Below are 25,468 nucleotides of genomic sequence, written 5' to 3'. Positions count from 1 at the left end.
TGTGCGAAGGTCAACGTCGGGCTCGTATCCAAACGTTGGCTCTCCCCCGCCCTACCCTTCGCCCGACAGATCGCGCCGCGCCTTGTCGAGTTCTTCGGCATAGCGGCGCATCAGATGACCTTCGGTCAACAGCCCGACGTCCTTGCGATCTGTGAAATCCTCGACCACCGCGAATCCCCTCGGCGCCGGCACTGGAAGGTCTCTGCCGCCGATTGCACGTTCGGCACCAGCAGCGATTCGTTCAAATTGGCGAACGACAGCACCGCCGATTGCGCCAAAGTGCCTCCGGCTAATAAGGGCTATGTCTTGACTGACCTACTAACGAACCCTGCCGAATGCGATCTTCGGCAAGTCGATGCTCTTTCGGTGCATGCCGCTATCGCGAGAGGACGCGAATCCGGCTCTGGAACTCACCACGATCGACATAGCATCCGCGCAGATGTCGCCGCCCGGTGTTCGGGTTGAACGATTGGCGGCCATGCAACACCCGGCGATTGTCGAAGACCGCCATTTCGCCGGCCTTCAGGCGGTAGGCTATCTGGAAACGCGGCCCGCGGATCATCATCATCAGCTTGCGATAAGCCCCATAAAAGGGCGCGCATAGCTCGGAGGGAAGGTCGATGACATCGACAAGATGGGCGTTGAACCGCAACTCCGTCACTTCCCCGTTGCGTCGAGTTACAATCACGGGAAACCTGCCCCGCAAATCGTAGTTTTCATCGTGAAAACGATAGGGGATCTCGACCTCGCACAACAGGCGGTAGGCTTCCGGATCTTCCGCCTGTAGCGCGGCGACGACCGCAAACCCGTCGGCCAAGATCGATCCACCACCCTCAGCGTCGTTTGCGATACAATGCAGGAACTGGTAGCCGGGCGGCACCTCCTGGTTGGCGAGATCGGTGTGTAGCGGCAAGGCGACCGGCGTATAGGCCAGATTGTTCGGGTTCGGCATCGACACGACTTCGAACATCGCGCCAAAATTTGTCTGGCGCAGGAAACCAATCCGCTCGGCCGCACGCCGCCCCGCGTCGGGATCATCGTCAAGCCCATCGACGATGGAGAGCCCGTATGCAGCCGTTGCCCTCAGCCAAGCGAGCAGATCGTCATCGCTTTGCAAGATGTCTCCGGCGGCGTGACGCGGTATGGTTTCAAGATCGACCGAGGCGTCCCAGAGTTTCGGAGCGATGTCGGCCGGATCGTCCCGCTTTCTGCCGGGACGGTAGGACTCAAAGAACTGGCTCGGGAATTCCTCCTCAGCCTGGTCGTTCTGCCAGACAATGCCCACAGCGCTGCCCCTGTTCCGCACGCTGATGGGTCTGAGCGAGGGGTCTACGCTGGTCAGATCGAAAGTTCGTTCTTCGGTCTGCGGGTGAAACGCCGATGGCGCATTGTCCTTTAGCCAAAGCCAGGGATAGCAGACTGTTTCGCCCGACACGAAAGTCACGGCAAGCGCGGTCTCCCGGGCCTCCACGGAAAGCAGGGTATTCATGATGATGTCTCTCTGAACACAGAATTTGATTTTCAGGTTGGATCAGGCCCGCAGGCCATCAACCCAACGGTGGTGGCCACCACAAGCTCGGCTTTCCATAGCGATGGGATCCGGGATTTCTGTTCGGTTCTTCGAGCACGCCATCTCCAGGCGGAATCTGGCTCCAGATGAAATCTGGTTCAAAGCCACCGCGATGGTAGCGATCATTCGCCGGCGGTGTCCAGCTAAATGCAGCGGGATCGCCATCCCCTCTCGGCTACCCCTCGCCCGACAGATCGCGCCGCGCCTTGTCGAGTTCTTCGGCATAGCGCCGCATCAGATGGCCTTCGGTCAGCAAACCGACCACCTTGCGGTCGGTGAAATCCTCGACCACCGCCAATTCCTCGGCGCCGGCGCGCTGGAAGGTCTCGGCCGCCGACTGCACGTTCATGCTCGGCACCAGCACCGCATCTCTGAATTTGGCGAAGGACAGCACCGGCATCTCGTCATCCGACAAATGGCTGTGCAGTTCGGCGACGATCAGCACGCCGAGATAATGCAGGTCGGCGTCGACCGCGATGACGCGCTGCGAGGCACCGAGCGGCACCTGCTTGCGGAATTCCGCAAGCGTCGTCGAGGCGTCGATGGTGCGGACATCCTTTCGCATCATCGAGCCGACAGTCAGGCTGCGCATCCAGCCGACGTCATGGGCGCTGCGGATGGTTTCGCCGCGCAGGTGAAAGCGCCATGTCGAGAAGGAATAGCCGAACGTTTCGCGCACCAGGATCGCCGCCATGAGCGAGGCGGCCAGCACCACGCCGGTCAGCGTCAGGTCGCGGGTCGATTCCAGCGCCAGGAAGGTCATCGTCAACGGGCCGCCGACGACGCCGACGGCGAGCGAGGTCATGCCGACGACGGCGGCGACGGCGGGATCGATGCCGATCGCCGGCGAGACGAATGCCATCGCGCCGGCAAACATCTTGCCGAGCAGCGCGCCGAGGAACAGCGAGGCAAAGAACAGGCCGCCACGGAAGCCGGAGCCGAGCGAGATCGCCGACGCCGCCAGCTTCAGCACGAAGACGCTGGCCACTACGGCCAGCCCGTAATTCATCGCGAATTCGCGGTGCAGCGCGCCATGGCCGCTGGACAGGACTTGCGGCGTGACCAGCCCCAGCAGCCCGACCATCACGCCGCCGATGGCGGGGCGCAGCGAGGCGTCGATCGACAGCCTGGCAAAGAGGCGCTCGATCAGGCTCACCAGATGCATGATGGCGATGGAAGCACCACCGCCCAGAAGCCCGAGCAGCATGAACGGCAAATACTGGCTGACGGTGAGCTGCGGCAGGCCGGCGAGCTCCAGCGGAAACGGCACGCCGCCAAACACCTCGGCGGTCAGCGAGGCCGAGATCGCGGCGGCCATCACCGGCGCGACATTGGCGACCGAATAGATGCCGATGACCAGCTCGAAACCGTAGAAGGCGCCGGTCAGCGGCGCGTCGAAGGCGGCGGCGATCGCGCCGGCGGCACCGCAGCCGACGAGGATGCGGACATCGTTGCGGCGCAGCCTGAACAAGCGCGCCAGCCGCGACGCCAGGCCCGAACCCACCTGCGTATAGCCGGCCTCGAGCCCGACCGAAGCGCCGAAGCCGCTCGAGATCATCGTCTGCCCGGCGATGATGAAGGTGTCGGTGAGCGACATGCGGCCGCCATAAAGCGCGTTGGCTTCGATCGGATCGACCGGCGTGCGGAACTTCCGCTTTCTCAGCCAGATCACCGTCAGCCCGAGCAGGATGCCGCCGATCGCCGGTATCAGCGCCTGCTCCGGCCTTTGCAGCGAAAACATCGCTGAAAGCCGACCGCCGGGCTGAACGCCGAACATAAGCCCATGCAGGACCTGCACTAGTCCGCTCATGCCGGTGACCAGCGCACCCGCCATCACCCCGACCAAAGCCGCCAGAATGACGACGGCGATGCCGCGCGCCTCGAGCAGCGGGATCGATCGGATCAGCACCGCGCGCAACCGGCGGGCATAGACTTGCGGTTCGTTTCTGGAAAGCACCAGGGCGGCTCGCCGACATCAAAGGGGAGTGGTGCCTGATACGCCCGGCGGCTTCGCATGGCAACAATGCCGGCCGCCGAGGTGTCATGCCCGCGTGATGCTGCGGCGATAAAGCCCATCTTCGGCTCGGGGAACTGCGTTGACGTAAACGTCAACCCGAAGCTATATGCGCCGGCGGCCGTGGCTGTAAAACCAGGCAAGCGGCTTCGGCCAGGTCGGAGCGCCGGCGCGCGACAAACGCAACCAGACGAGGAGAACCGCCATGAGCGTTCAGGAGATTGCCGACAACATCAGGTCGCGCGTGGCGAGTGCCGGGTTCGATCGCTCCGTGAAATTCGACACCGGCAGCGACGGCGTCATCGTCATCGACGGCGCCGATGTCTCGACCACCGATGCGCCGGCCGATTGCACCATAAAGCTGTCACTCGACGATTTGGACTCGCTGATATCAGGCGATCTCAACCCGACCATGGCCTTCATGTCCGGCAAGATAAAGGTCGAAGGCGACATGACAGTCGCCATGGCGCTCAGCCAGTTGATCGGCTGATCCAGTTAAGGCGAAACAAGCCGCCGCGATCGGCGGCTTGTTTCGAACCATCAGGCAGCGAGCGGCAGTCTCTGCGCCTTCAGTTTGCGCCCGGCCGCCTTCAGCGTGCCTTGCGCGCCGTCGAGCGCGCCGACAACCAGTTCCCGCACCAGCAGACGGTGCCGCTCGTAAGGCCCCGGCATGGCCAGCGAGCCGGTCTTTGCGGCCGAAAACCCGAAGCGCTCGTAATAGGGCGCGTCGCCGACCAGCAGGATCGCCGCATGGCCAAGCCGCTCGGCCTCAGTGACCGCATGGCGCATAAGCGCCGAGCCGATGCCTGCATTCTTGAACGCCGGGTCGACCGCAAGCGGGCCGAGCAGCAGCGCTGCCTTGCCGCCCTCGCCCAGCACCACGTCCCACAGCCGCACGGTGCCGGCAACAGTGCCCGACGCATCGCGCGCGACAAAGGCCAGGCCCTCCGAAGGCCGGCGGCCGCGCCGCAGCTTTTCCGACGACTTTTTCCGGCGCTTCGGCCCCATGGCGCGATCGAGCAAAGCCTCGCGCGCGCCGGCGTCGGCGGCGGTTTCGGCAGTGATGACAAAAGCGCCGGCAATCTCCCCCCTCGAGGGGGAGATGTCGCCACAGGCGACAGAGGAGGTCGGCACGTCCTGACGCGACACCCTATCGTAGGCCAAGAACGTCGGCGCTTCACGCGCGGCGACCCCCTCTGGCCACTTCGTGGCCATCTCCCCCTCGAGGGGGGAGATTCCCGCGGCGCCTTCAACAATGAAATCCAAAACGTCCATTTCCGCGATCCTTCACGAGCGGATTGTTCCACAGGCGAGCCCGGGCGGGCGACAGGCGCCCACCTCGGATGATCTGACCGGTTCTTTCGAACCGTCAGATCACGTAGGATCGGAGAGGCTCGAAGCCGTTGAAGGCGACCGAGGCGTAGGTCGTCGTGTAGGCGCCGGTGCCCTCGATCAGCACCTCGTCGCCGATGGTCAGCGACAAGGGCAGCGGATACGGCGTCTTTTCGTACATCACGTCGGCCGAATCGCAGGTCGGGCCGGCGAGTACGCAAGGCGCGGTCTCGCTGCCGTCATGCGCGGTGACGATCGGATAGCGGATCGCCTCGTCCATGGTCTCGGCGAGACCGCCGAACTTGCCGATGTCGAGGAACACCCAGCGCACATTGTCGTTGTCGGCCTTCTTCGAGATCAGCACGACCTCCGACTTGATGACGCCGGCATTGCCGACCATGCCGCGGCCCGGCTCGATGATCGTCTCGGGGATGGCGTTGCCGAAATGCTTCCTGAGCGCCGAGAAGATCGCCTGGCCATAGGCCTGCGCCACCGGCACATCCCTGAGATAGCGGGTCGGGAAGCCGCCGCCCATATTGACCATCTTCAGCACGATGCCTTCGTCGGCCAGCGTCGCGAACACCTTCTTGGCGTCGGCGAGCGCGCGGTCCCAGGCGGTCAGGTCGGTCTGCTGCGAGCCGACATGGAACGACACGCCATAGGCGTCGAGGCCGAGCGCCTTGGCATGGCGCAGCACGTCGACCGCCATCGCCGGCACACAGCCGAACTTGCGCGACAGCGGCCATTCGGCGCCCTCGCCGTCGGTCAGGACGCGGCAGAACACGCGAGCGCCGGGAGCGACGCGGGCGATCTTCTCGACCTCCTCGACGCAGTCCACCGCAAACAGCTTGATGCCGAGCTGGTAGGCACGCTGGATGTCGCGCTCCTTCTTGATGGTGTTGCCGAAGGAGATGCGGTCCGCTGGCGCACCGGCGTCCATCGCCATCTCGACTTCGGCAACGGAAGCGGTGTCGAAGGACGAGCCCATCGCAGCAAGCAGGCGCAGGATTTCCGGCGCCGGGTTTGCTTTCACCGCATAGTAGATCTTGGAATCGGGAAGCGCCTTCTCGAAGGCGCGGAAATTGTCGCGCACGACATCGAGGTCGACGACAAGGCACGGGCCGTTCGGACGTCGGGTGGCGAGAAAGTCAAGGATGCGCTGGGTAGCCATCGGGGTCTCTCCATCAGCGCCTTTCGGCGCGCACAAAGGCTTGCGGACGCGGGCTCTCGGCCTCGCGAACACGCGGTGGACAAAGGCGGGACGGAAATCCATGGAACCAGCCGGTGGAGACCCCGGAACCATGAAGCGCCGTCTCGCGGCGGTGAACCTTGGCCTTGCCCGGCCTCGGTTCGCTTTGTCTGCCTTGGCTTGGATGGGAGACCCGTCCGCACTGCCGGCAATGAAGGTGTGCCTCTTCAGTAACCCCGGTCTTTGGACGACCGGCAGAACACCAGAAAGGCCCGCACCGTCGTTGCTTCAAGGTGTCCTCGGTTGGCGGTTGGCCGCTAAACCGACTGGAGGGGTTGGCTCCAGTTACCTTACCGATTGCCCTCACCATTCGAGGATCGGCGGACACCCACAGGCACGTGCGACTTTGGGCAAGCGCGATATAAGATCGAAAGATTTCACAATCAATAAAAATCGTATGGCAGGTTGTAAAATTTGTGGCATCGAACAATGCTGCGGCAACCAGAAGAACAATGCTGCGGCAAGCACATCCGGATATCGAACGCATGACAGGCACTCGTGGCCCGCTGAACGCTTTGCTCGACCTTGATCAAACCCCTGTAGCCGATACGAAATCCGGCCCGCTTGCCGGCTTGCGGCTTGCCGTCAAGGATATCTTCGACGTCGCCGGCTACCGCACCGGCTGCGGCAATCCGCAGAGATACCGGGAGGCTTCGCCGGCCATGGCGACCGCGCCGGCCGTCCAGGCGCTGCTTGATTCGGGCGCGCGCTTCGTCGGCAAGACGCAGACCGATGAGCTGGCGTTTTCCCTGCTGGGGCTGAACGCGCATTTCCCGTCGCCGGTCAATCCGGCGGCGCCCGACCGGGTCACCGGCGGCTCATCCTCGGGTTCTGCCGCGGCGGTTGCCGGCGGGCTTGCCGATATCGCCACCGGCTCCGACACCGGCGGCTCGATCCGTGCGCCGGCAAGCTTCTGCGGCCTGGTCGGCCTCAGGACGACGCATGGCCGCATCCCGCTCGACGGCACCATGCCGCTGGCCCCTTCGCTGGACACGTTCGGCTGGTTCGCAAGCGACATCGTCATCTACGAAAAGGTCGGCACGGTGCTGCTCGGCGATGATCCGCATTCCCACGAACTGGCACGCCCCGTCACCCTCGCTGCGCTGGACGGCCTTGTGCTCGGCCCGCACGAGGCCGACGAATATCGCGCCATGCTCCGCAGTGTCTCGTCGGTGCTGGGCGCGCCGCGCAGCGTCGGCCCGCTGTCGCATTCGACCGACGATCTCTATTGGTGCTTCCGCAAGCTGCAGGGCTATGAAGCCTGGCAAAATCACGGCGCCTGGATCGCCGGCGGCGACCGCATGCTGGGACCCGGGGTCAAGGAGCGTTTCGAGCACGGCGCGACAATCGACGTGGCAACCGCGCATCGCGAAACGGAACGTCGCGTTTCGTTTCGACTCGAGCTTGCCGGCCTGCTTGGCGATGACGGCGTTCTTGTGCTTCCGACTGTTCCGGGTGCCGCGCCGCTTAAGGCCGCATCATTCGACGATTTGCAGACCTATCGCGAGCGCGCGCTGAGACTGCTATGCCTTTCCGGCCTGTCCGGTTTTCCGCAAATCACGCTGCCGCTCGGCAAGACCGGCGGGGCGCCGTTCGGTCTTTCGCTGCTCGGCCCGAAGAACAGCGACCGGCAGTTGATTGCGCTGGCCGCCCGCATCCTTTCAGCCCACCAAGGAGGCGCATGACATGGATACGCTGACCCGCATGCGCGCCTTCATCGACGTGGTCGAGGCCGAAGGCTTTTCGGCGGCGGCGCGCAAGATCGGCCGCTCGAAGGCGCTATTGTCGAAATATGTGCGCGAGTTGGAGGACGAGCTCGGCGCGCTGCTGCTCAATCGGACGACCAGGCAGTTCTCCCTGACCGAGGCCGGCCACACCTATTACCGGCGCGCCTCGGAGATCGTGCGCGAGGTCGACAGCCTGGCCGATGCCGTGCGTGAATCCTCCGGCGACGTGCGCGGCAGGATCAAGCTGTCGGCGCCACGTACCTTTGCCGACGCGCCGATCGGCCAGTCGCTGATCGACTTCGCCAAGCAGCACCCCGATATCGTCCTCGACATCCATCTCGACGACCGTTTCGTCGATCTGGTCGAGGAGGGTTTCGATCTGGCGGTGCGCATTTCGCGGCTGGAAAATTCCTCGCTGATCGCCAGGCGTCTGGCGCCATTTTCGGTACGGCTTTGCGCGTCTCCCGAACTGATCGCCAAGCACGGCATGCCGGTCAGGGCGCAAGACCTTGCCCGCGTGCCTTGCATCATCGACACCAATGGCCGCTGGCTCACCAACTGGCCGTTCAAGGGCGACAGCGGCGATACGGTGAGCGTTTCGGTTTCCGGCCCGATCGAGGTCAACAGCCCGATGGCGGCAAGGGCCGCTGCCGTGGCTGGATTGGGATTTTCCATCCTGCCGGATTTCATCGCCGCGCCCGACATTGAAAACGGCAGGCTGGTGACTGCGCTGGATGACCGCATCCTGCCCGGCGGCGGCATCTTCGCCGTCTATCCGCACCGGCGCTATCTGCCTGCAAAGGTTCGCGTTTTCGTCGACTTCCTGGTGCAGTGGTTCAAGACGCTGGACAACGCATGAGCTTTCAGCCGCGTTGCGGTCCCATTTTCGCCCGCTTTCTGGTAACTGTCGGCAATTCACCGAAGCCGATTGAATCGCGACCGAGAATGCACCTGAAACAGCAAGCAATGATGCTGGCTTCGGCCTTGACCGCGACGTTTGCCGCCGTCGGACCGGCTGAGGTGCATCCCCACGTCTTTGCCGAGGCCCGCCTCGAAGTGGTCCTTAGCCCGGATCACCAAACTGTGAAGGCATTGCGCCATGTCTGGCGCTTCGACGATTTGTTTTCGAGCACAGTGATGATGGAGTTCGACAAGAATTCCGACCTGAAACTCGACGACAAGGAGTTGAAGGATGTTGCCGACACCGTCCATGCCTCGCTTGCCGAATTCAACTATTTCCAGCTCGTCACCGTCGACGGCAAGGACGTGGCAATGACCCCGCCGCCGCATTTGATGGCCAATTTCGACAATGACCAGTTGATCATCCTGTTTGAATCCGAACCGAAGGTGCCGATCAAACTGAGCGGCAAGATAGATATCGGCGTCTACGACCCGACCTTCTACACCGCCATCGATTTCACCGAGGATGCCCATCTGCAGGTCGATGGATTGCCGCCGACCTGCACCAGCAAGGTTGTCCGCCCGAATCCGGATGAGGCGATCGCCCAGAACCAGAAGACCCTGACCGACGCGTTCTTCAACGATCCGACAGGCACCGACATGAGCAAGATCTTTGCCACCAAGCTTGAACTGACCTGTCAGCCGGAAGGATAGATCCAGTGACCAAACCGTCCCTGCGTTTGGCATTCGGTCTTCTGGCCGTCGCCTTTGTGATGACGCACTTTCTCGGCTCCGCCCACGCCCAGAGCTCACTCGGCATCGGCACCAATGACGGCATGGCTCCAACCGCCACCGGCCCGTTCGCCCACATCCTGATGTGGATCAATCTGCGCCAGCAGGAATTCTATCATGCGCTTGCCGGCGCGATGAAGGCGATGCGCCAGGACGGCAGCAAGTTGTGGCTGCTCATCGGCCTGTCCTTTGCCTATGGCATTTTCCACGCCGCCGGCCCCGGTCACGGCAAGGCGGTGATCTCGTCCTACATGGTGGCCAATGAAGTGGCGCTCCGGCGCGGTATCATGTTGTCCTTCGTCTCGGCCCTGCTGCAGGCGCTGACCGCGATCGTGGTGATGCTGGTGGCCTATTTCGTGCTGCGCGGCACTTCTGTCTCGATGACCGACGCGGCATGGTTCCTCGAAATCATGAGCTATGTCTTCGTCACTCTGTTCGGCGCCTGGCTGCTGTGGCGCAAGGCCGGCCCGGCAATCCTTCGCCTGTTCGGGGCAAATCCCGGCTACAGCCTCTCGGCTGCCCACGCCGGCCATTCACATGCCGGCCATTCACATTCCGCGCATGCCCATGCGGCACATTCCCATGCGCTTCATGCCCACGACCACCACCACGCCCATGCCGCACACGGTCACCACAGCCATGCCGCGGGCGAGGTCTGCGAGACCTGCGGGCATTCGCACGCGCCCGACCCGGCGCTGCTTTCCGGCGATCGCTTCGATTGGCGCACGGCCTGGTCGGCGGTGGCTGCCGTCGGTATCCGCCCCTGTTCCGGCGCACTGATCGTGCTGAGCTTCGCCTTGCTGAATGGGCTGTGGTTCGGCGGCATCCTGTCGGTGCTGGCCATGGCGCTCGGCACCGCAATCACCGTCTCGGCCCTGGCGACGCTTGCGGTGACCGCCAAGAACTGGGCGGTGTATTTCGCCGGCGACGGCCGCATGGGCAACCGCATCCACTCCTTCGTCGAGATTGGCGGCGCCGCCTTCGTCTTCCTGTTCGGCCTGCTGCTGCTTTCGGCCAGCCTGACTGGCGCCTGACCTCGTTGCGTCCGATCAGGGCGCGTTAACTAGGGATCTTGCCACCCAACTCATCCTCGATATGGACGCGGATGATGTCGTCGAAGCTCGTTTCAGCGGCAAAGCCAAGCTCCCTCGAGCGCCGCGCCTCGAAGCGTGTCGGCCAGCCCTTGACGATCGCCCAGATCGTCTCGTCGGGCGCCTCGCGGATCGGTTTCACCGCCTTGGCGCCGGCGACGCGTTCCAGCGCTTCGATCTGCTCGCCGACACTGACGGCGACGCCCGGCATCGTCAGGTTGCGGCGCGGGCCGACGGCGGCACCGTCGATCTGAGCCGCATGGATCAGGAAATTCACCGCCGAACGCGGGCTGGCGTGTGTGTGGACGACCGAGCGCGGCACCGGCAGGATGGCTTCATGGCCGCTCAGCGGTTCGCGGATGATGCCGGAGAAGAACCCTGAGGCCGCCTTGTTCGGCTTTCCCGGCCTGACGCAGATGGTCGGCAGCCTGATGCCGATGCCGTCGAAGAAACCGCGGCGCGTATAGTCGGCAAGCAGCGCCTCGCCGATCAGCTTCTGCGTGCCGTATGAGGTCAAGGGCGTCGGGTGGAACTCGTCCGGAATGATGTCGGGAAACGGTGCTCCGAACACGGCGATCGACGAGGTGAAGACGACGCGTGGCGTATAGGCGGCTAAGCGGATGGCATCGAACAGCGCCCTTGTGCCGTCGAGATTGACGCGGTAGCCGAGATCGAAATTGGCCTCCGCCTCACCCGACACCACGCCGGCGAGATGGAAGATCACGTCAGGGCGCGGCGCGACCAGATTTGCCGTCGCCCCGGGCGCTGCGAGGTCGCTGGTGTGGACGCTGATGCTGACGCCTTCGAGGACCGGCGCCTGCGGCGGCACGATGTCGTGAAGGTCGAGCGCGGCGATCTTGCGGCCGCCGAGCGTCCCGTCCTTGGCCAGCCTGGCGATGAGCTTGCGGCCGACCATGCCTGCCGCGCCGGTAATCAGAATGCGCATGTCACTTTCCCTTTTTGCGCTGGCTGCGGCTACGCAGCCAGAACACGACGAAGATTGCCACCATGAAGATCGCGGCGACGACGCCGGCAAGCACCGTCGAGACCTTGCCGACAGCCAGCATCACGGTTGGAAGATAATAAGCAGCGATGCCGAACAGCAGCAAAATCCAGGCGGCGCCGATCGCCGCATTGCGGGTGTCGCGGTCCATTATGCGGCCCGAGAGTAGCGGGAGTTCATGTCGATCGTTGCCAATGCCCAGAACTCCCGAAGTCAGTGATAGTGGCCACGGTGTTGTGCCGTATCATGCGCATGCTCGTGCTCGTCATCATGCTCATGGCTATCGGCACATTGGCCGAATTCCGGTTCGACCGTGGCATGGGCTATGCCATGTTCCGCCGCAAGCCGCTTCTTGATCGCGCTGACCGCCATATGCGCATCGACGCCGTCATTGAGGCAGGCATGCAATGTCGCCATGTTGCTGGAGCCGTCGAGCGACCAGACATGCATGTGATGCACCTCGCGCACGCCCTTGACCGAGCCTTCGATGTCCCTCGCGATCAGGTCGCGGTCGAGGCTCGCAGGCACGCCCTCGAGCAGGACGTGGGCAGCCTCGCGCATCAGCGACCAGGCCGTGGACAGGATCAGCAGCGAGACCAGGATCGACAGAATCGGATCGATGGGCGTCCAGCCCGTCGCCAGGATCACCAGCGCCGCGACGATCGCCGCCGCCGAGCCGAGCAGGTCGCCGAGTACGTGCAGCATGGCACCGCGCATGTTCAGGCTGCCGCGGTCGCCGCCATGCAGCACGTAGAACGAGCCGAGATTGACCAGCAGGCCGGCGATCGCCACGACCAGCATCGGCCCGCCGAGCACCGGAACCGGCGCTTGCAAGCGGCCCCAAGCCTCGTAGACGATCCACAGCGCGATTGCGAAGATGGCGATGCCGTTGGTGTAGGCGACCAGCGTCTTGACCCGGCCGAAGCCGTAGGTGAGGCGCACGGTCGCCGGCCGGCTCGCAAGATGAAAGGCATACCAGGCAAGGCCGAGCGCGACGCAATCGGCAAGCATATGGCCGGCATCCGCCAGCAGCGCCAGTGAGCCGGTGAAGATGGCGCCCAGCGTCTCCGCAACCATGAAGCCGGCGGTCAGGCAAGCAGCGATCAGCACGCGCTTCTTGTCGGTCGAGCCGTGCACATGACCTGCGCCATGGCTGTCGTCATGCCCTTGCGAAGCGTGGTCGTGGATATGCGCCATTCTATGAGCCCTTGCTAGGCGCCGAACTCGGCGCGAATATCCTCGAGCCGCCGCCTCTGCTGGCCATCGCCGTCGAAATTGGCCGGATCGAGCCACGCCTCATAGGCTCTGCGCAGATCAGGCCACTCCTTGTCGATGATCGAATACCACGCGGTATCGCGGTTTTCGCCCTTGACCACAAGATGTTGACGGAAAATGCCCTCGAACTTGAAGCCGAAACGTTCCGCCGCGCGCTTCGACGGCTCGTTGCGATTGTTGCATTTCCATTCGTAACGGCGGTAGCCAAGCTCGTCGAAGACGTACTTCATGAACAGGAACTGCGCTTCCGTCGCCGCCGGCTTTCGCGAGATCAGCGGGCCCCAATAGATGTTGCCGATCTCGATGACGCCGTAGGTGGCGTCGATGCGCATCAGCGTCTGGCGCCCGGCGACCTTGCCGCTGGCCTTGTCAATGACGGTAAAGAACAGCGGGTCCTCGCTGGCTTCGACCTTGTCCAGCCACGGCTGGAAATCGGCGCGGGTCTGGGGCGGGTAGTCGAACAGCCAGGCGAAGCGATCGCCGGCATCGGCCACCGACGAGGCCTCGAACAGGCCGTCGCCGTGCTTTTCGGCGTTGAGCGGCTCCAGCCTGACAGTGCGCCCTTCCAGCACCTTGCGTCCAGGCCGCGGGCGCGGTTGCCAATTCTCGAGATTTTCCGACACCGAAAACTCCAATCCGTTTGACTTTTGCGGGCGGACGCTCACAAAAACGCACGCTCGCTGAAAGAACCACACGGACGGGAAAAATGCTCCACACGATTTCGGCCTTCGACCGCCTCGGCGAGGAAAATGCGTTCGCGGTGCTGGCGCGTGCCACTGCACTTGCCCATCAGGGCCGCGACATCGTCAATCTCGGCATCGGCCAGCCCGACTTCAAGACGCCGCAGCATATCGTCGAGGCCGCGATCAAGGCGCTACGCGACGGCCATCACGGCTATACGCCGGCCAACGGCCTGCTGGCGACGCGCGAAGCGGTGGTACGCCGCACGCTGGCCACTACCGGCGTCGAAGTCTCGCCCGAAGCGGTGATGATCCTGCCCGGCGGCAAGCCGACCATGTTCGCGGCCATCCTGATGTTCGGCGAGCCGGGTGCTGAAATTCTCTATCCCGATCCCGGCTTTCCGATCTACCGCTCGATGATCGAGTTCACTGGCGCTGCCCCCATCCCGGTGCCGATGCGCGAGGAGAACGGCTTTGCCTTTTCGGCTGCGGAGACCTTGGCGCTGATCACCCCGAGGACCAGGCTGCTGATCCTCAACTCGCCCGCCAATCCGACCGGCGGCGTCACGCCGCGAACCGAGATCGAGAAGCTGGTCAAAGGGCTGGAAGCGCACCCGGACGTGGCCATCCTCTCCGACGAGATCTACGACGTGATGACCTATGACGGCGAGACACATTGTTCGCTGCTCGCCTTCCCCGAGATCCGTGACCGGCTGATCGTCCTCAACGGCTGGTCGAAGACCTGGGCGATGACCGGCTGGCGCATGGGCTGGTCGATCTGGCCGAACGGCGACAAGGGCGCGCATCTCTACGACAAGGTGCGCAAGCTGGCGGTCAATTGCTGGTCCTGCGTCAACGCGCCGAGCCAGTATGCCGGCATAGCCGCCATCGACGGCCCGCAGGACGACGTCGACAGGATGATGCGCGCCTTCGACCGCCGCAGGAAGGTCGTGGTCGAGGGGTTGAATGCCTTGCCCGGCGTTTCCTGCATCACGCCGAAAGGTGCTTTCTATGCCTTCCCCAATGTTTCAAAAACCGGCTGGAAGGCCAAGAAGCTCGCCTCGGCGCTGCTCGAGGATGCCGGCGTGGCGCTAATCGGCGGCCCCGATTTCGGCATTCTCGGCGAAGGCTATGTCAGGCTGTCCTACGCCAATTCCGAGGAGAACATCCTGCGCGCGCTGGAGCGGATCGAGGCGTTCCTGGCGAAGTGAGGACGCACGACCGACGCAAGGAGACGCCAGATGTTCTATGCCATTCTTGCCTATCACGAGGAAGAAGCGATCACGGCGCTGACGCCGGAGCAGGATGCGGCGCTGATGACCGATCTTCTCCAGATCAACGATCGGCTGTACCGGCAAGGCACCCTTGGGCCGGCGGCGCGGCTCGGCGCGACACAAGACGCCTGTACCTTGCGCGGGCCAGGCACCGGAATGGTTGTCGACGGACCCTTCGCCGAGACCAAGGAACAATTGCTGGGGCTCTATGTCGTCGACTGCGCCAACCGTGACGCCGCTGTCGACATTGCGCGCGACCTTCGCCGCGTCAATCCGACCGCGGTCTACGAAATCCGTCCGATTTCGCTCTATCTTCCCGGCGTGCCGCTTCCGGTCACGCGACCCTGATTTAGGACCGGGTGAGACTAATTTAGCCTCGCCCGACAAACGGCATCTTGGTCGCCATCACGGTCATGAACAGCACGTTGGCGTCGAGCGGCAGGCTGGCCATATGGAGGACGGCGTCGGCGACGCGCTCGACATCCATCACCGCTTCGGCGGCAATGGTGCCGTTGGCTTGCGGCACGCCGACCGTCATCGCTTGCGCCATGTCGGTCAGTGCGTTGCCGATGTCGATCTGACCGCAAGCAATGTCGAAGGGCCTGCCGTCCAGCGCCAGCGTCTTGGTCAGTCCGATGATGGCGTGCTTGGTCGCCGTATAGGGCACCGAGCCCGGCCGTGGCGCATAGGCCGATACCGAGCCGTTGTTGATGATGCGGCCGCCCATCGGCTGCTGCCTGCGCATGGCGCCGAAGGCGGCGCGAGCACACAGAAACGAGCCGGTGAGATTGACCCCGACGATGTCGTTCCACACCTCGACCGGGATATCGTCGATCAATGTCGATTTGTAGCTCGTGCCGGCATTGTTGAAGAGCAGGTCGACGCGCCCGAAAGCCGCAGCCACCGTCTCGAACAGATCGTCGACCTGATCGGCCTTGCTGATGTCGCAGGCGAAGGCCAATGCCTTGGCCTGCGTCGGCCCGGCGGCGGCAATCGCCTCCTCCAGCACCGGCTTGCGGCGGCCGCAGAAGACCGTGTTCCAGCCGGTCTTGAGCAGCGCCGTGGCGACGCTCTTGCCGATGCCCGTGCCGGCGCCGGTGACGATGGCGGTTTTATAGTCGGTCATGGCTGTACTCCCTGAAAGGGATGAGCCATCGCAAATGACGGGAACCATGGCAAGCCGGCCCAAAGCCTGTGCTCACAAAAAGGGCGGCCATTGGCGACCGCCCCTGATCCGAACCGGGCTTGGGAGGAGGAAAGCCGATCCGACTGCCTGAATCATGCGCTCACCGGATTAACGAGAAGCTAACGCCAATGGCGCACCGGGTCTCCGCCGCCCAACCTTCAAGCTACCAGCGCGAGCCTGCGACCGGCTTGGCCGTGCTGCCCGCTGCCGGCACCTTCGCCGCCGTCACCGTCGCCTCGACATGATCGACCAGCGCGTCCGGCAGGCCGAGACGGCCGGCAAGCAGGTCGAGATAGCCGCGTTCGGCCCGCGTGTCCGGATCGATGGCAAGACGCGAGGCGGTGTAGAGTTCCAGCTTTTGCGCATCGGTCTTGGCGCCGGCGATCAGCACATCCAGATCGAGCGGTGCCTCCAGTTCCGACATCAGGAATTTCTCCGCTTCGGCGCCGACGCCGGCGAGGCTGAGCTTGCCGGCGATCTTCTGCCGCTCTTCGTCATCGACGTGGCCGTCGGCCTTCGCCGCCGAGATCATCGCCCTGACCAGCGTCAGCGTGAATTCGTCTTCGCCCTGCGGCGCTTGCGACGGATGGAAGGCGGTATCAGCCGGCGGCGGCAGCAATTCCGGTTCGCCGGCAGCTTGTGTCTCGGCTGGCGCGTTGCCGTTCTTGTAGTTCTGGTAGGCCTTGTAGGCGAGGCCGCCGATCGCAGCCAACCCACCAAGCTTCACCGCCGCACCGGTAACCTGACGGCCCGGGCCGGTTCCGAGCAGCACCGCGGCCAGCGCACCGGCGGCAAGCGGATTGTCCTTGGCCATCTGCACCGCCTGCCCGGCCTTGTCGCGGACAGTCGATCCGGTACCGGGAACCTGCGAGCCGAGCAGATCGTCGAGGAGCTTCTTGGGATCGAACATCTATGCCTCCAGAATTGGCCCGGCCGAAGGTGCGCGGGCAGGTTTGCACGTCGAAGACCTAGGTCCCGCAGTTTGACATTACAATGACGGCGTACATCCTTTTGCCCGCTGCCACGCATGACCTCGCACCGGCATCTGCTGGGATTTCACGCGGAAATCACAGTGCTGCAGCCTCCTTCCGCGCCCAAAAAAACACGCGGCGCTCTGGACATTGGACGTGTCGAAACCGCCCCCGACTTCGACTAATGTCGCGGCATGTCGCTTGAGAGGAGCCTGGCATGACCGATGAGACAGACCGCCAGCCGGCACGCGATCCCCAGGAGCTGGAGCGCCTGCTGATTTCGCGGCAGTGGGTCGGAGACATTGACGGCATGGCGGCGCTTTTTGAGCCGCATGCAGTCATCGACAGCGGTGGCGAACAACTAACGTTCGGCCGCGAAGCCATCCGAACGCTGTTCGCGGAGATCACCGCAACCGGCCGAAAATTTCAATCCGGAGATCAGCGTCCGGCTGTCATCAGTGGCGACCTGGCGCTCACCTCGACCCGGCTTCCCGACGGCACGATCACTACCGAGGTCGCGCGCCGGCGGAACGACGGGACATGGCTGTGGGTCATCGATCGCTTCTCTGTTGCTTGAAGCTAACTTCCGATGTGGCGGTCGCCGCGTGCTTGCGCCAGCTCGACCTGGCGCTGGCGCTCGGCATAACGGGAGCGATCTTCGTCCGAGCGGGCATCGAAGCAATGCGGGCATGAAACGCCGGTGGCATATTTCGGCGACAGCCGGTCTTCTGCCGCCAGCGGATGCCGGCAGGCGCGGCAGAGTTCGGCCTCGCCTTCGAGCAGCCCGTGCGACACCGAAACGCGCTCGTCGAAGACGAAGCATTCGCCTTGCCAGAGGCTCTGTTCGGCGGGCACGTCCTCGAGATATTTCAGAATGCCGCCCTTGAGGTGGAACACATCCTCGAAGCCGAGCGACTTCACGTAGGCCGTCGCCTTCTCGCAGCGTATGCCGCCGGTGCAGAACATGGCGACCTTGCGCCCCTCGAGCTCATGCCGATGCTGCTCGACCCAGGCCGGGAATTCGCGGAAGCTGGTGGTGGTGGGATCGACAGCGCCCTTGAAGGTGCCGAGCGACACCTCGTAGGCGTTACGCGTGTCGATGACGATGGTGCCTGTATCCGAGATCAGTGCGTTCCAGTCAGCTGGCGCAACATAGGTGCCTGCACCTGCCGCCGGATCGATATTCTCCACGCCCATGGTGACGATCTCGCGCTTCAACCGCACCTTCATGCGGTGGAACGGCATCGTTGCGGCGTTGCTGTATTTGATCTCGAGGCCGGCGAGACCGTCGATGGATTCGAGATGATCGATGAGCGCGGCGATTGCCGATTCACTGCCGGCGACCGTGCCGTTGATGCCCTCACGCGCCAACAGCAGCGTGCCTTTGATGCCGCGTGCGCAGCAGAAGGCGGCGAGCGGCGCTCGCAGCACCTCGAAGGTGTCGAGCCGGGCGAAGCGGTAAAGCGCGGCAACGCGGAAGGCTTGGCTGGGCAGTGTCATCACCAAGCCACTAAACGCTCACGACAGCCGGATCAAGGCAGAGCCGGGAGCGGTCTTACCGCGGGTGCGTTTCGACACCACGCGTGACATCGCGACACGCCGCGTTTCGTGGACAGAAAAACCGCCTTCTGCTAACCGGTCGACTTGATCAACAGAGGAGAGACGACGAATGCCCAGCACGACCGAAAAGCTCCTGTCGCTCCTCAACGGCCAGCCGGTCATACCGGTGCTGAAGATCGCCAATCCCGCCGACGCGGTGCCGCTGGCCCGGGCGCTGGCCCGCGGCGGCCTGGCGGCGATCGAAATCACGCTGCGCACCGCCGACGCTCTGGAGGCGATCCGCCGGGTGGCGGGCGAGGTCGAAGACGCCGTCGTCGGCGCCGGCACCATCCTGGACGCCCGCCAGTTCGGCGAGGCGGCGGCCGCCGGTTCGAAGTTCATCGTCAGCCCAGGCATCACCCGCGAGCTTCTCGCGGCAGCCAGGGACAGCGACGTGCCGTTGCTGCCCGGCGCCATCACGCCGGGAGAGGTCATGGCCGCGCGCGAAGCCGGCCTGCGCTTTCTGAAATTCTTCCCGGCCGAACAGTCGGGCGGCATCGGCTCGCTCAAGGCTTTCGCCTCGCCGCTTGCCGACGTGAAATTCTGCCCGACCGGCGGTATCACCGGCAAGAATGCCGCCGACTACCTCAGCCTGCCCAACGTCATCTGCGTCGGCGGTTCCTGGGTGGCGCCGGACGATCTGGTCAAGGCCGGCAAATGGGACGAGATCGAAGCCTTGGCGCGCGCCGCAAGCAAGCTCGGGCGCTAGCACCTTCTGTATGAAAAGCCGCTGCCGATCTGGCCTGCAGCCGATCTGGTTCGCCGGCTGGTTCCCGCTCATGGGCTCGAACCACGATTCACGCCTTCAAAGGGCGCTGTCCTACCATTAGACGAAGCGGGAGAATGCTGACCAGTGGTTAGCATCCCGGGACGAAGGAAGCCAGTGCCGGCGGTGGAGGCAGCCGCGCGGGATGCCCAGCGCGGCCTACTCTGTCTTGAAGCGGGCTACCGACATGAACTTGACGGCCTTGCCGGTGAAGCGGTTGGCGTCGGCCATTTCGTTGCCCGGCTGGAAGCCCACGGTATAGACCTCGCTCGGTGCCGTACGGACGAAGTCGTAGGCGTAGCGCGGCGCCGTTGTCGCATCTGAAACGGTTGCGACATACTCACCGCTGTGCAGCGCCCAGCGGGCAGCCTGCGGCGCGGCGGCGACCACCACCGGCTTGGGGCCGGGTTTCAGGTCGCGGGCAGTGGCCCTGGGCTCCTTGCGTGTGGTCTTCACGCCCGCACCGATGACGGCCGCCGGATCGGAGCCGGCCGGGCGGGCAACGATGGCCTCGCGCGGCGATGCCCCGTCGCTCGATGCCCCGTCGTCGTTCGCCGGTTCCTCGAACACCGATGCTTGCTCGGAAAGCGACGCGACCTTGTATTCGTCGGTCGCGCTGACCCGTTCCAGAACGGCCTTGACCTCGTCGGGCTGGGAGCTGTCTGGCCGCGCCGACGGCAATACCGAGAATGCGTCGGTGGCGGTGTTGCTCCGCTCGGCCGCACTCGCCAGCGCCAGCAACACTTGCTTGTCCTGCGGTGCAAGACCCGCCTGCGAAAGATCGGCCGGCAGCGAATGATCGGGCCGCCAGCTCGGCACGGGAATGGTGTTGGCCGCGACCTGCACCGGGCCGGCCGCAGCAGACGGGTCTGCCATGCCGAACGGAACGTTTTCAGGCGCCATGCTTGCCGGCGCTTGCGCGGTCGCCACCGCCTGTTCGGTCGATCCAGCCGCATCCGCCACGCCGAACGGAACGTTTTCAGGCGGCTGGGCGCCGACTTCGGTCTTCGGACGCGGAGCAAAATCCGGCAGCGGAATGCTGCGCGCCGGCAATGCCGCGATGATCGTCTCCGGCGTGTCGTTCTCCGGTTCAGGCGCAGGCGCCGGAGCATCGGCGGCTTCCGGAATTTCGGCGCGCTTGGCGTCCTGAGGCGCCACGATGGCAATGCCAGGCAGGTTGCTGCTCTTGGCGGACGGCGCCGGCTTCACGTTACGGGGCTTTGGCGCTGGCTCGGCCATCGCCACATCGGCGCTGTCGTCCGCCTCGTCGTCGCCGCCGCCGAAGAAGGCTGCCAGGAAGCCGCGGGATTTTTTGCCACCGCCGCTTGCGCTGGCCAGTTCGATGGCCGGCGCGCCGGCGCCCTTGCGGGCCTTGTAGGAGGCGAGCGCCTGTTGATAACCAGGCAGCGGCTTGCCGTCGCTCGGTACATGCAGCGTCTTGCCGTTGGGGAACACGCGCGCCAGTTCCTGGCGGCTGATGCCGGGCCAGTGGCGCACGTTGCCGACATCCATATGCACGAAGGGCGAGCCGGAGCTGGGATAGTAGCCGACGCCGCCGCCCTGCATCCTGAGGCCAATGTCACGCAGCTTCTTCAATGGGACGCCAGGAACGTAGAAATCCATCGCCCTGCCGAGCATGTGCTGGCTCTTCTCGGCGACGCCCCTGCTGCGGCTGCGCAGCATCGAATTCGTCGACGGCGAACGATAACCGCACACGACCTGGATATAATCGGTGGCGCCGCTCTCCCGATACGCTTCCCAGACCAGGTCCAGCAGGCGCGGATCCATCTTGGTCGGCTCGTTGCGACGCCAGTCGCGCAGGATGATGTTGATCTTTCGCAATCCCGCCTGGTCGTAGCGGCCATTGCGCTTGTAGACGATCTCCGCCTTTTCATGCGTGTGGAGATGATAGAGTTTCAGCGAGCGTGTCTCGGCGACGGCGCCGGTTGCCGCCGCTGCAAGGAACCCGACGGCAACAATCACCGCTGCCAGCCATCTCGGCCAGACGCTCATGTGATAATGCCGCCCGTTTTTGTGTCGTTCGATTCTGTTCAAATCAAAAGGCCTTGCAGGCTGCCGTTTTGTCCCCGGATTTGACCAAACGGATGCGTGGTGTGTGCATCCGAATATCGATCCTAATGGTTAATCATCGCTTATTGAAGCCGAAATGCGGTAACACGGTGGCGATATCCCGCCAAAAATATTGCGCAGGATATCTTGGTAAACCGCTGGTTTAGATCATGTTTTGGCGCTAGCTCGAAACACGATCTGTTACCGTCCGCCTTAATACGTGAACACTGCGGCGAATACCTCGTTTCGAGGCGTGCTTGCTTCGAATGGATGCCCGGATGAGAACCCGCTTGGCCCTGTGGCTCAGGAAGCGAGCCGTTCGACCCGGCCGGTTTCCGGGTCGATGCCGTATTCCTTGAGCTTGCGGTAGAGCGTCGACCGGCCGATGCCGAGGCGGCGGGCGACTTCGCTCATCTGGCCGTTGTAGTGGTCGATGGCGAGCTTGATCATTTCGAGCTCGACGTCGGCCAGCGCACGCACATTGCCGCGATCGTCGAGCGCCCGCAGCGTGCCGAAACGAGGCCTGGCCGGCGCATCGGGCTCGGCGGCTGCGATGCCGCCGGCGGCCGGTATGCTGTCGCGCGGCTGGCTGCCCGAAGCCAATCCGGAAGCTGGCCACCCTGGAGCTGCCCCCCCTGGAGCTGGCCCCCCTGAAGCTGGCAAGGCGATACCCGCATCGAGATTGACCGTGCCCTCGACCTGCGCCCGGATCTGCGGGAATTCTTCTTCGGTCAGCATGTCGCCGTCGGCGAGCACCGAAGCCCGGAAGACGGCGTTTTCGAGCTGCCTTATGTTGCCCGGCCAGTCGTAGGCCTGCAGCATGGCAAGCGCCGCAGCCGAGATGCCTCGCAGACGGTGGCGCGGATCGGTGGGCGCCACCTTCTCCATGAAGTGCTCGACCAGATAGGGGATGTCGTCGCGACGGTCGCGCAATGGCGGCACGAAGATCGGATAGACGTTCAGCCGATAGAACAGGTCCTCGCGGAACTTGCCGTCCTTGACCTGTTGCAGCAGGTTGCGATGGGTTGCCGAAATCAGCCTGATGTCGACCCTGACGGTCGAGCGCCCGCCAACCGGATCGACTTCGCCGTCCTGCACGGCGCGCAACAGCTTGACCTGCACGTCGAGCGGCAGGTCGCCGATTTCGTCAAGGAACAGCGTGCCGGTGTGCGCTTCGACGAACTTGCCGGTATGTTTTTCGGTGGCGCCGGTGAACGAGCCCTTCTCGTGTCCGAACAGGATCGATTCGACCAGATTGTCGGGGATGGCGCCGCAATTGACGGTGACGAAGGGTTTCGAGCGGCGGTCGCCGCTGCCCTGGATGGCGCGCGCCACCAGTTCCTTGCCGACGCCGGATTCACCTTCGATCAGGATCGGAATGTTGGAGGCCGCAGCCTTGCGGCCGAGCCGGATCACCCGATCCATCGCTGGACTGTGGGTGATCATGTCCTTGAACGTCAGATGGCCGCCGCGCTGCCGTGACGAGCGCTTCACTTCGCCTTCGAGCGCTTCGACCTTGAGGGCGTTGCCGATCGACGCCTGCAGCCTGTCGGGAGAGGCCGGCTTGACGACGAAGTCGAAGGCGCCGTGACGCATTGCCGAAACGACGGTTTCGATGCCGCCCTGCGCGGTCTGCACGATGACAGGAATGTGGATGCCGCGCTCGCGCATCGCCTTCAGCACGCCGATGCCGTCGAGGCCGGGCATCATCAGGTCGAGGATGACCACCGACACCTCGCGCGCATTGGGCCCGTCGACGAGATCGAGACCGGCCTCGCCGCCATCGGCGACGATCGCCGTGTGGCCGAATTTCGTCACCGCCGCCTCGAGCAGCCTGCGCTGCACGGGATCGTCATCGACTATGAGTATGGAAGCTGCCATGACTGATCCGACCGTGCCCCGCCCGAGAATGCGCCCTATGGATCATCTTGGCACAGGGTTCTAAATAAGCTTTCAAAAAACCCGGTGAATGAATTCCTTAGGATTTGACCGGCTTCTCGTTTCCTCGAATTTTTGTGTCTGGAAGGATCGGCAATGCGCATGGTTTTTGCTCGAAAGCTGGCGGCGGCGCCCGGTCAGGGCGTGGCGGAGCTTGGCGATCTTCCGGAATGGAATCTGGCCGATCTCTATTCGGGCATGGAAGCGCCCGAGTTGAAGCGCGACATCGCCAAGGCCGCCGCGGATGCCATCGCCTTTGAAAGCCGTTGGAAAGGCACGCTCGCCGCCGAGGCCGGGCGTGGAAGCGCCGGCAGGCTGGGCGAGGCGCTTCAGGCCTATGAAGCGCTGGAGGAGCTGATCGGCCGCATCGTCTCCTATGCGGGGCTTGTCTATGCCGGCAACACGTCGGATCCGCAGCGCGCCAAGCTCTATGGCGACATCCAGGAAAAGATGACCGATGCCAGCGCGCACCTGCTGTTTTTCGCGCTCGAGCTGAACCTCATCGACGATAGCGCGATCGAAACCGCACTCGCCGCCGATCCGGCCTTCGCCCATTACCGGCCCTGGGTGCTCGATCTGCGCAAGGACAAGCCCTATCAGCTCGAAGACCGCATCGAGCAGCTCTTCCATGAAAAATCGATCACCGGGCGCGGGGCCTGGAACCGCCTGTTCGACGAGACGATGACCGATTTGCGCTTCGACGTCGACGGCGAGGAGTTGACGCTGGAGCCGGCACTCAATCGCCTTCAGGATGCCGACGGCGAGGTGCGCCGCCGGGCATCCGAGGCGCTGGCCGCAACCTTTCGCAAGAATTTGCGCGTCTTTACGCTGGTCACCAACACGCTGGCCAAGGACAAGGAGATTTCTGACCGCTGGCGCGGCTTCGAGGACATTGCCGATTCCCGCCATCTCGCCAACCGCGTCGAACGCAGCGTGGTGGATGCACTCGCCGCCGCGGTTCGCGACGCCTATCCGCGCCTGTCGCATCGCTATTATGCGATGAAGGCGCGCTGGCTCGGCATGGAGGTGATGAACCACTGGGACCGCAATGCGCCCCTGCCGGAGACCCCGCAGGCGGTCATCGGCTGGGACGAGGCCAAGAACACCGTGCTTTCCGCCTACCAGCGCTTTTCGCCCGACATGGCGGAGATCGCCAGAACTTTCTTCGACCGCAACTGGATCGATGCACCGGTTAGACCCGGCAAGTCGCCTGGTGCCTTCGCGCATCCGACCGTGCCGTCGGCGCATCCCTATGTGCTGCTCAACTACATGGGCAAGCCGCGCGACGTGATGACGCTGGCGCACGAGCTCGGCCACGGCGTGCACCAAGTGCTGGCCGGCGGCCAGGGCGCCTTGATGGCGTCGACGCCGCTGACGCTGGCCGAAACCGCATCGGTGTTCGGCGAAATGCTGACCTTCCGCTCGCTGCTCGAGCGGACCACCGACAAGCGCGAACGCAAGGCCATGCTCGCCCAGAAGGTCGAGGACATGATCAACACGGTCGTGCGCCAGGTCGCCTTCTACGAGTTCGAGCGCAAGGTGCATGCCGAGCGCAAGAGCGGCGAATTGACCTCCGACAAGCTCGGCCAGTTCTGGCTTGAAGTGCAGGCGGAAAGCCTCGGGCCGGCGATCAAGCTGCGCGACGGGTACGAGGTTTTCTGGACCTATATCCCGCACTTCATCCACTCGCCTTTTTACGTCTATGCCTATGCATTCGGCGATTGCCTGGTGAACTCGCTCTACGCGGTCTACCAGAATGCCGAGCGCGGCTTTCAGGACAAATATTTTGCCATGCTGCGCGCCGGCGGCACCAAGCATCATTCCGAGCTTCTGGCGCCGTTCGGCCTCGACGCGGCCGACCCTGCCTTCTGGCAGATCGGGCTTGGCGTGATCAGCGGACTGATCGACGAGCTGGAAGCATTGGACAATTGATGCGCAACACTGGGTGATGCGCAACACCGGATGACCGGGTTTTCCAGAACAGTTTAGCTGCAATGCATATTGGCGATGGTTCTATTCTTGTCTTGGATA

At 64.0% G+C, this 25,468-nt stretch carries 24 protein-coding genes and 1 tRNA gene; 10 read left to right on the top strand and 15 right to left on the bottom strand.

Features of this window, described 5'->3' with window-relative positions; all coding sequences use genetic code 11:
• Nucleotides 1–51 precede the first annotated feature (51 nt).
• The 3 genes from NKH70_RS08955 to NKH70_RS08945 form a co-directional block, all read right to left on the bottom strand.
• Entirely contained in the window at nt 52–192 is a 141-nt protein-coding gene (locus tag NKH70_RS08955; RefSeq protein ID WP_292665242.1) for a hypothetical protein, read from the bottom strand.
• Between the two features lie 184 nt (nt 193–376).
• Complete coding sequence (locus NKH70_RS08950; protein WP_352713461.1) at nt 377–1,489, bottom strand: TauD/TfdA family dioxygenase; 1,113 nt, start codon at nt 1,487–1,489, stop codon at nt 377–379.
• Nucleotides 1,490–1,745: 256 nt separating this feature from the next.
• Nucleotides 1,746–3,527: a chloride channel protein gene (locus tag NKH70_RS08945; protein ID WP_353025118.1), complete on the bottom strand. Its 1,782-nt coding sequence runs from the start codon at nt 3,525–3,527 to the stop codon at nt 1,746–1,748.
• Nucleotides 3,528–3,789: 262 nt separating this feature from the next.
• Here NKH70_RS08945 and NKH70_RS08940 point away from each other — a divergent pair, with 262 nt between their 5' ends.
• The gene (locus tag NKH70_RS08940; protein WP_352664381.1) at nt 3,790–4,074 is read left to right on the top strand and encodes an SCP2 sterol-binding domain-containing protein; all 285 of its coding nucleotides are present in this window, start codon (nt 3,790–3,792) and stop codon (nt 4,072–4,074) included.
• Between the two features lie 50 nt (nt 4,075–4,124).
• On the opposite strand, the gene NKH70_RS08935 is transcribed toward NKH70_RS08940, so the two are convergent.
• Both NKH70_RS08935 and odc2 read right to left on the bottom strand, forming a co-directional pair.
• Nucleotides 4,125–4,688 carry a GNAT family N-acetyltransferase gene (locus NKH70_RS08935; protein ID WP_502908334.1) on the bottom strand — a complete coding sequence of 188 codons (564 nt, stop codon included), beginning with the start codon at nt 4,686–4,688 and terminating at the stop codon, nt 4,125–4,127.
• 265 nt (nt 4,689–4,953) lie between these two features.
• On the bottom strand, nt 4,954–6,087 hold the full coding sequence (gene odc2 / locus NKH70_RS08930) for an ornithine/lysine decarboxylase (protein ID WP_352576081.1): 1,134 nt from the start codon (nt 6,085–6,087) through the stop codon (nt 4,954–4,956).
• 563 nt (nt 6,088–6,650) lie between these two features.
• Between odc2 and NKH70_RS08925 the strand changes: the two genes are divergently transcribed.
• From NKH70_RS08925 to NKH70_RS08910, 4 genes are all read left to right on the top strand, one after another.
• Entirely contained in the window at nt 6,651–7,850 is a 1,200-nt protein-coding gene (locus NKH70_RS08925) for an amidase (RefSeq protein WP_352912614.1), read from the top strand.
• A gap of 1 nt (nt 7,851) precedes the next feature.
• Nucleotides 7,852–8,751 (top strand): LysR family transcriptional regulator, encoded by a 900-nt coding sequence (locus NKH70_RS08920; RefSeq protein ID WP_352713474.1) that lies wholly within the window; start codon nt 7,852–7,854, stop codon nt 8,749–8,751.
• 86 nt (nt 8,752–8,837) lie between these two features.
• Nucleotides 8,838–9,506 carry a DUF1007 family protein gene (locus tag NKH70_RS08915; protein ID WP_352713476.1) on the top strand — a complete coding sequence of 223 codons (669 nt, stop codon included), beginning with the start codon at nt 8,838–8,840 and terminating at the stop codon, nt 9,504–9,506.
• Nucleotides 9,507–9,511: 5 nt separating this feature from the next.
• Nucleotides 9,512–10,618: a nickel/cobalt transporter gene (locus NKH70_RS08910; RefSeq protein ID WP_502908333.1), complete on the top strand. Its 1,107-nt coding sequence runs from the start codon at nt 9,512–9,514 to the stop codon at nt 10,616–10,618.
• A 25-nt stretch (nt 10,619–10,643) separates the two neighbouring features.
• Here NKH70_RS08910 and denD read toward each other — a convergent pair whose 3' ends face one another.
• From denD to NKH70_RS08890, 4 genes are all read right to left on the bottom strand, one after another.
• Nucleotides 10,644–11,621, bottom strand: coding sequence for a D-erythronate dehydrogenase (gene denD / locus NKH70_RS08905; RefSeq protein ID WP_352912616.1), 978 nt, complete (start codon nt 11,619–11,621; stop codon nt 10,644–10,646).
• Between the two features lies 1 nt (nt 11,622).
• Nucleotides 11,623–11,829: a hypothetical protein gene (locus NKH70_RS08900; RefSeq protein WP_031211377.1), complete on the bottom strand. Its 207-nt coding sequence runs from the start codon at nt 11,827–11,829 to the stop codon at nt 11,623–11,625.
• 62 nt (nt 11,830–11,891) lie between these two features.
• Nucleotides 11,892–12,875, bottom strand: coding sequence for a cation diffusion facilitator family transporter (locus tag NKH70_RS08895; RefSeq protein ID WP_352713482.1), 984 nt, complete (start codon nt 12,873–12,875; stop codon nt 11,892–11,894).
• A 14-nt stretch (nt 12,876–12,889) separates the two neighbouring features.
• Nucleotides 12,890–13,576: a GNAT family N-acetyltransferase gene (locus tag NKH70_RS08890; protein WP_352713485.1), complete on the bottom strand. Its 687-nt coding sequence runs from the start codon at nt 13,574–13,576 to the stop codon at nt 12,890–12,892.
• A gap of 83 nt (nt 13,577–13,659) precedes the next feature.
• On the opposite strand from NKH70_RS08890, the gene NKH70_RS08885 reads away from it, so the two are divergent.
• On the top strand, nt 13,660–14,844 hold the full coding sequence (locus NKH70_RS08885) for a pyridoxal phosphate-dependent aminotransferase (RefSeq protein WP_352713487.1): 1,185 nt from the start codon (nt 13,660–13,662) through the stop codon (nt 14,842–14,844).
• Nucleotides 14,845–14,874: 30 nt separating this feature from the next.
• Complete coding sequence (locus NKH70_RS08880; protein ID WP_352912617.1) at nt 14,875–15,255, top strand: YciI family protein; 381 nt, start codon at nt 14,875–14,877, stop codon at nt 15,253–15,255.
• Between the two features lie 22 nt (nt 15,256–15,277).
• Here the strand turns inward: NKH70_RS08880 and NKH70_RS08875 are convergent, their stop codons facing one another.
• Nucleotides 15,278–16,033: an SDR family oxidoreductase gene (locus tag NKH70_RS08875; RefSeq protein ID WP_352912618.1), complete on the bottom strand. Its 756-nt coding sequence runs from the start codon at nt 16,031–16,033 to the stop codon at nt 15,278–15,280.
• Nucleotides 16,034–16,256: 223 nt separating this feature from the next.
• The gene (locus tag NKH70_RS08870; RefSeq protein ID WP_352488764.1) at nt 16,257–17,003 is read right to left on the bottom strand and encodes a tellurite resistance TerB family protein; all 747 of its coding nucleotides are present in this window, start codon (nt 17,001–17,003) and stop codon (nt 16,257–16,259) included.
• Between the two features lie 278 nt (nt 17,004–17,281).
• Between NKH70_RS08870 and NKH70_RS08865 the strand changes: the two genes are divergently transcribed.
• Nucleotides 17,282–17,641 (top strand): YybH family protein, encoded by a 360-nt coding sequence (locus tag NKH70_RS08865; protein WP_352912619.1) that lies wholly within the window; start codon nt 17,282–17,284, stop codon nt 17,639–17,641.
• A gap of 2 nt (nt 17,642–17,643) precedes the next feature.
• On the opposite strand, the gene trhO is transcribed toward NKH70_RS08865, so the two are convergent.
• Nucleotides 17,644–18,564: an oxygen-dependent tRNA uridine(34) hydroxylase TrhO gene (gene trhO, locus NKH70_RS08860; protein ID WP_502908332.1), complete on the bottom strand. Its 921-nt coding sequence runs from the start codon at nt 18,562–18,564 to the stop codon at nt 17,644–17,646.
• A gap of 169 nt (nt 18,565–18,733) precedes the next feature.
• On the opposite strand from trhO, the gene NKH70_RS08855 reads away from it, so the two are divergent.
• A complete protein-coding gene (locus NKH70_RS08855) occupies nt 18,734–19,372 on the top strand; it encodes a 2-dehydro-3-deoxy-phosphogluconate aldolase (protein WP_352912620.1) in 639 nt (212 codons plus the stop codon).
• 58 nt (nt 19,373–19,430) lie between these two features.
• Here the strand turns inward: NKH70_RS08855 and NKH70_RS08850 are convergent.
• From NKH70_RS08850 to NKH70_RS08840, 3 genes are all read right to left on the bottom strand, one after another.
• Nucleotides 19,431–19,504, bottom strand: a tRNA-Gln gene (locus tag NKH70_RS08850).
• Between the two features lie 84 nt (nt 19,505–19,588).
• Nucleotides 19,589–21,442, bottom strand: coding sequence for a peptidoglycan L,D-endopeptidase MepK (locus NKH70_RS08845; RefSeq protein WP_353025117.1), 1,854 nt, complete (start codon nt 21,440–21,442; stop codon nt 19,589–19,591).
• Between the two features lie 360 nt (nt 21,443–21,802).
• The gene (locus tag NKH70_RS08840) at nt 21,803–23,380 is read right to left on the bottom strand and encodes a sigma-54-dependent transcriptional regulator (RefSeq protein ID WP_353025115.1); all 1,578 of its coding nucleotides are present in this window, start codon (nt 23,378–23,380) and stop codon (nt 21,803–21,805) included.
• 153 nt (nt 23,381–23,533) lie between these two features.
• On the opposite strand from NKH70_RS08840, the gene NKH70_RS08835 reads away from it, so the two are divergent.
• Nucleotides 23,534–25,369 (top strand): M3 family oligoendopeptidase, encoded by a 1,836-nt coding sequence (locus tag NKH70_RS08835; protein ID WP_352912622.1) that lies wholly within the window; start codon nt 23,534–23,536, stop codon nt 25,367–25,369.
• Nucleotides 25,370–25,468: the final 99 nt, after the last annotated feature.

Source organism: Mesorhizobium sp. M0991 (assembly GCF_040318915.1).
GTDB lineage: Bacteria > Pseudomonadota > Alphaproteobacteria > Rhizobiales > Rhizobiaceae > Mesorhizobium.
This window is presented reverse-complemented; position numbering and strand designations above follow the sequence as displayed.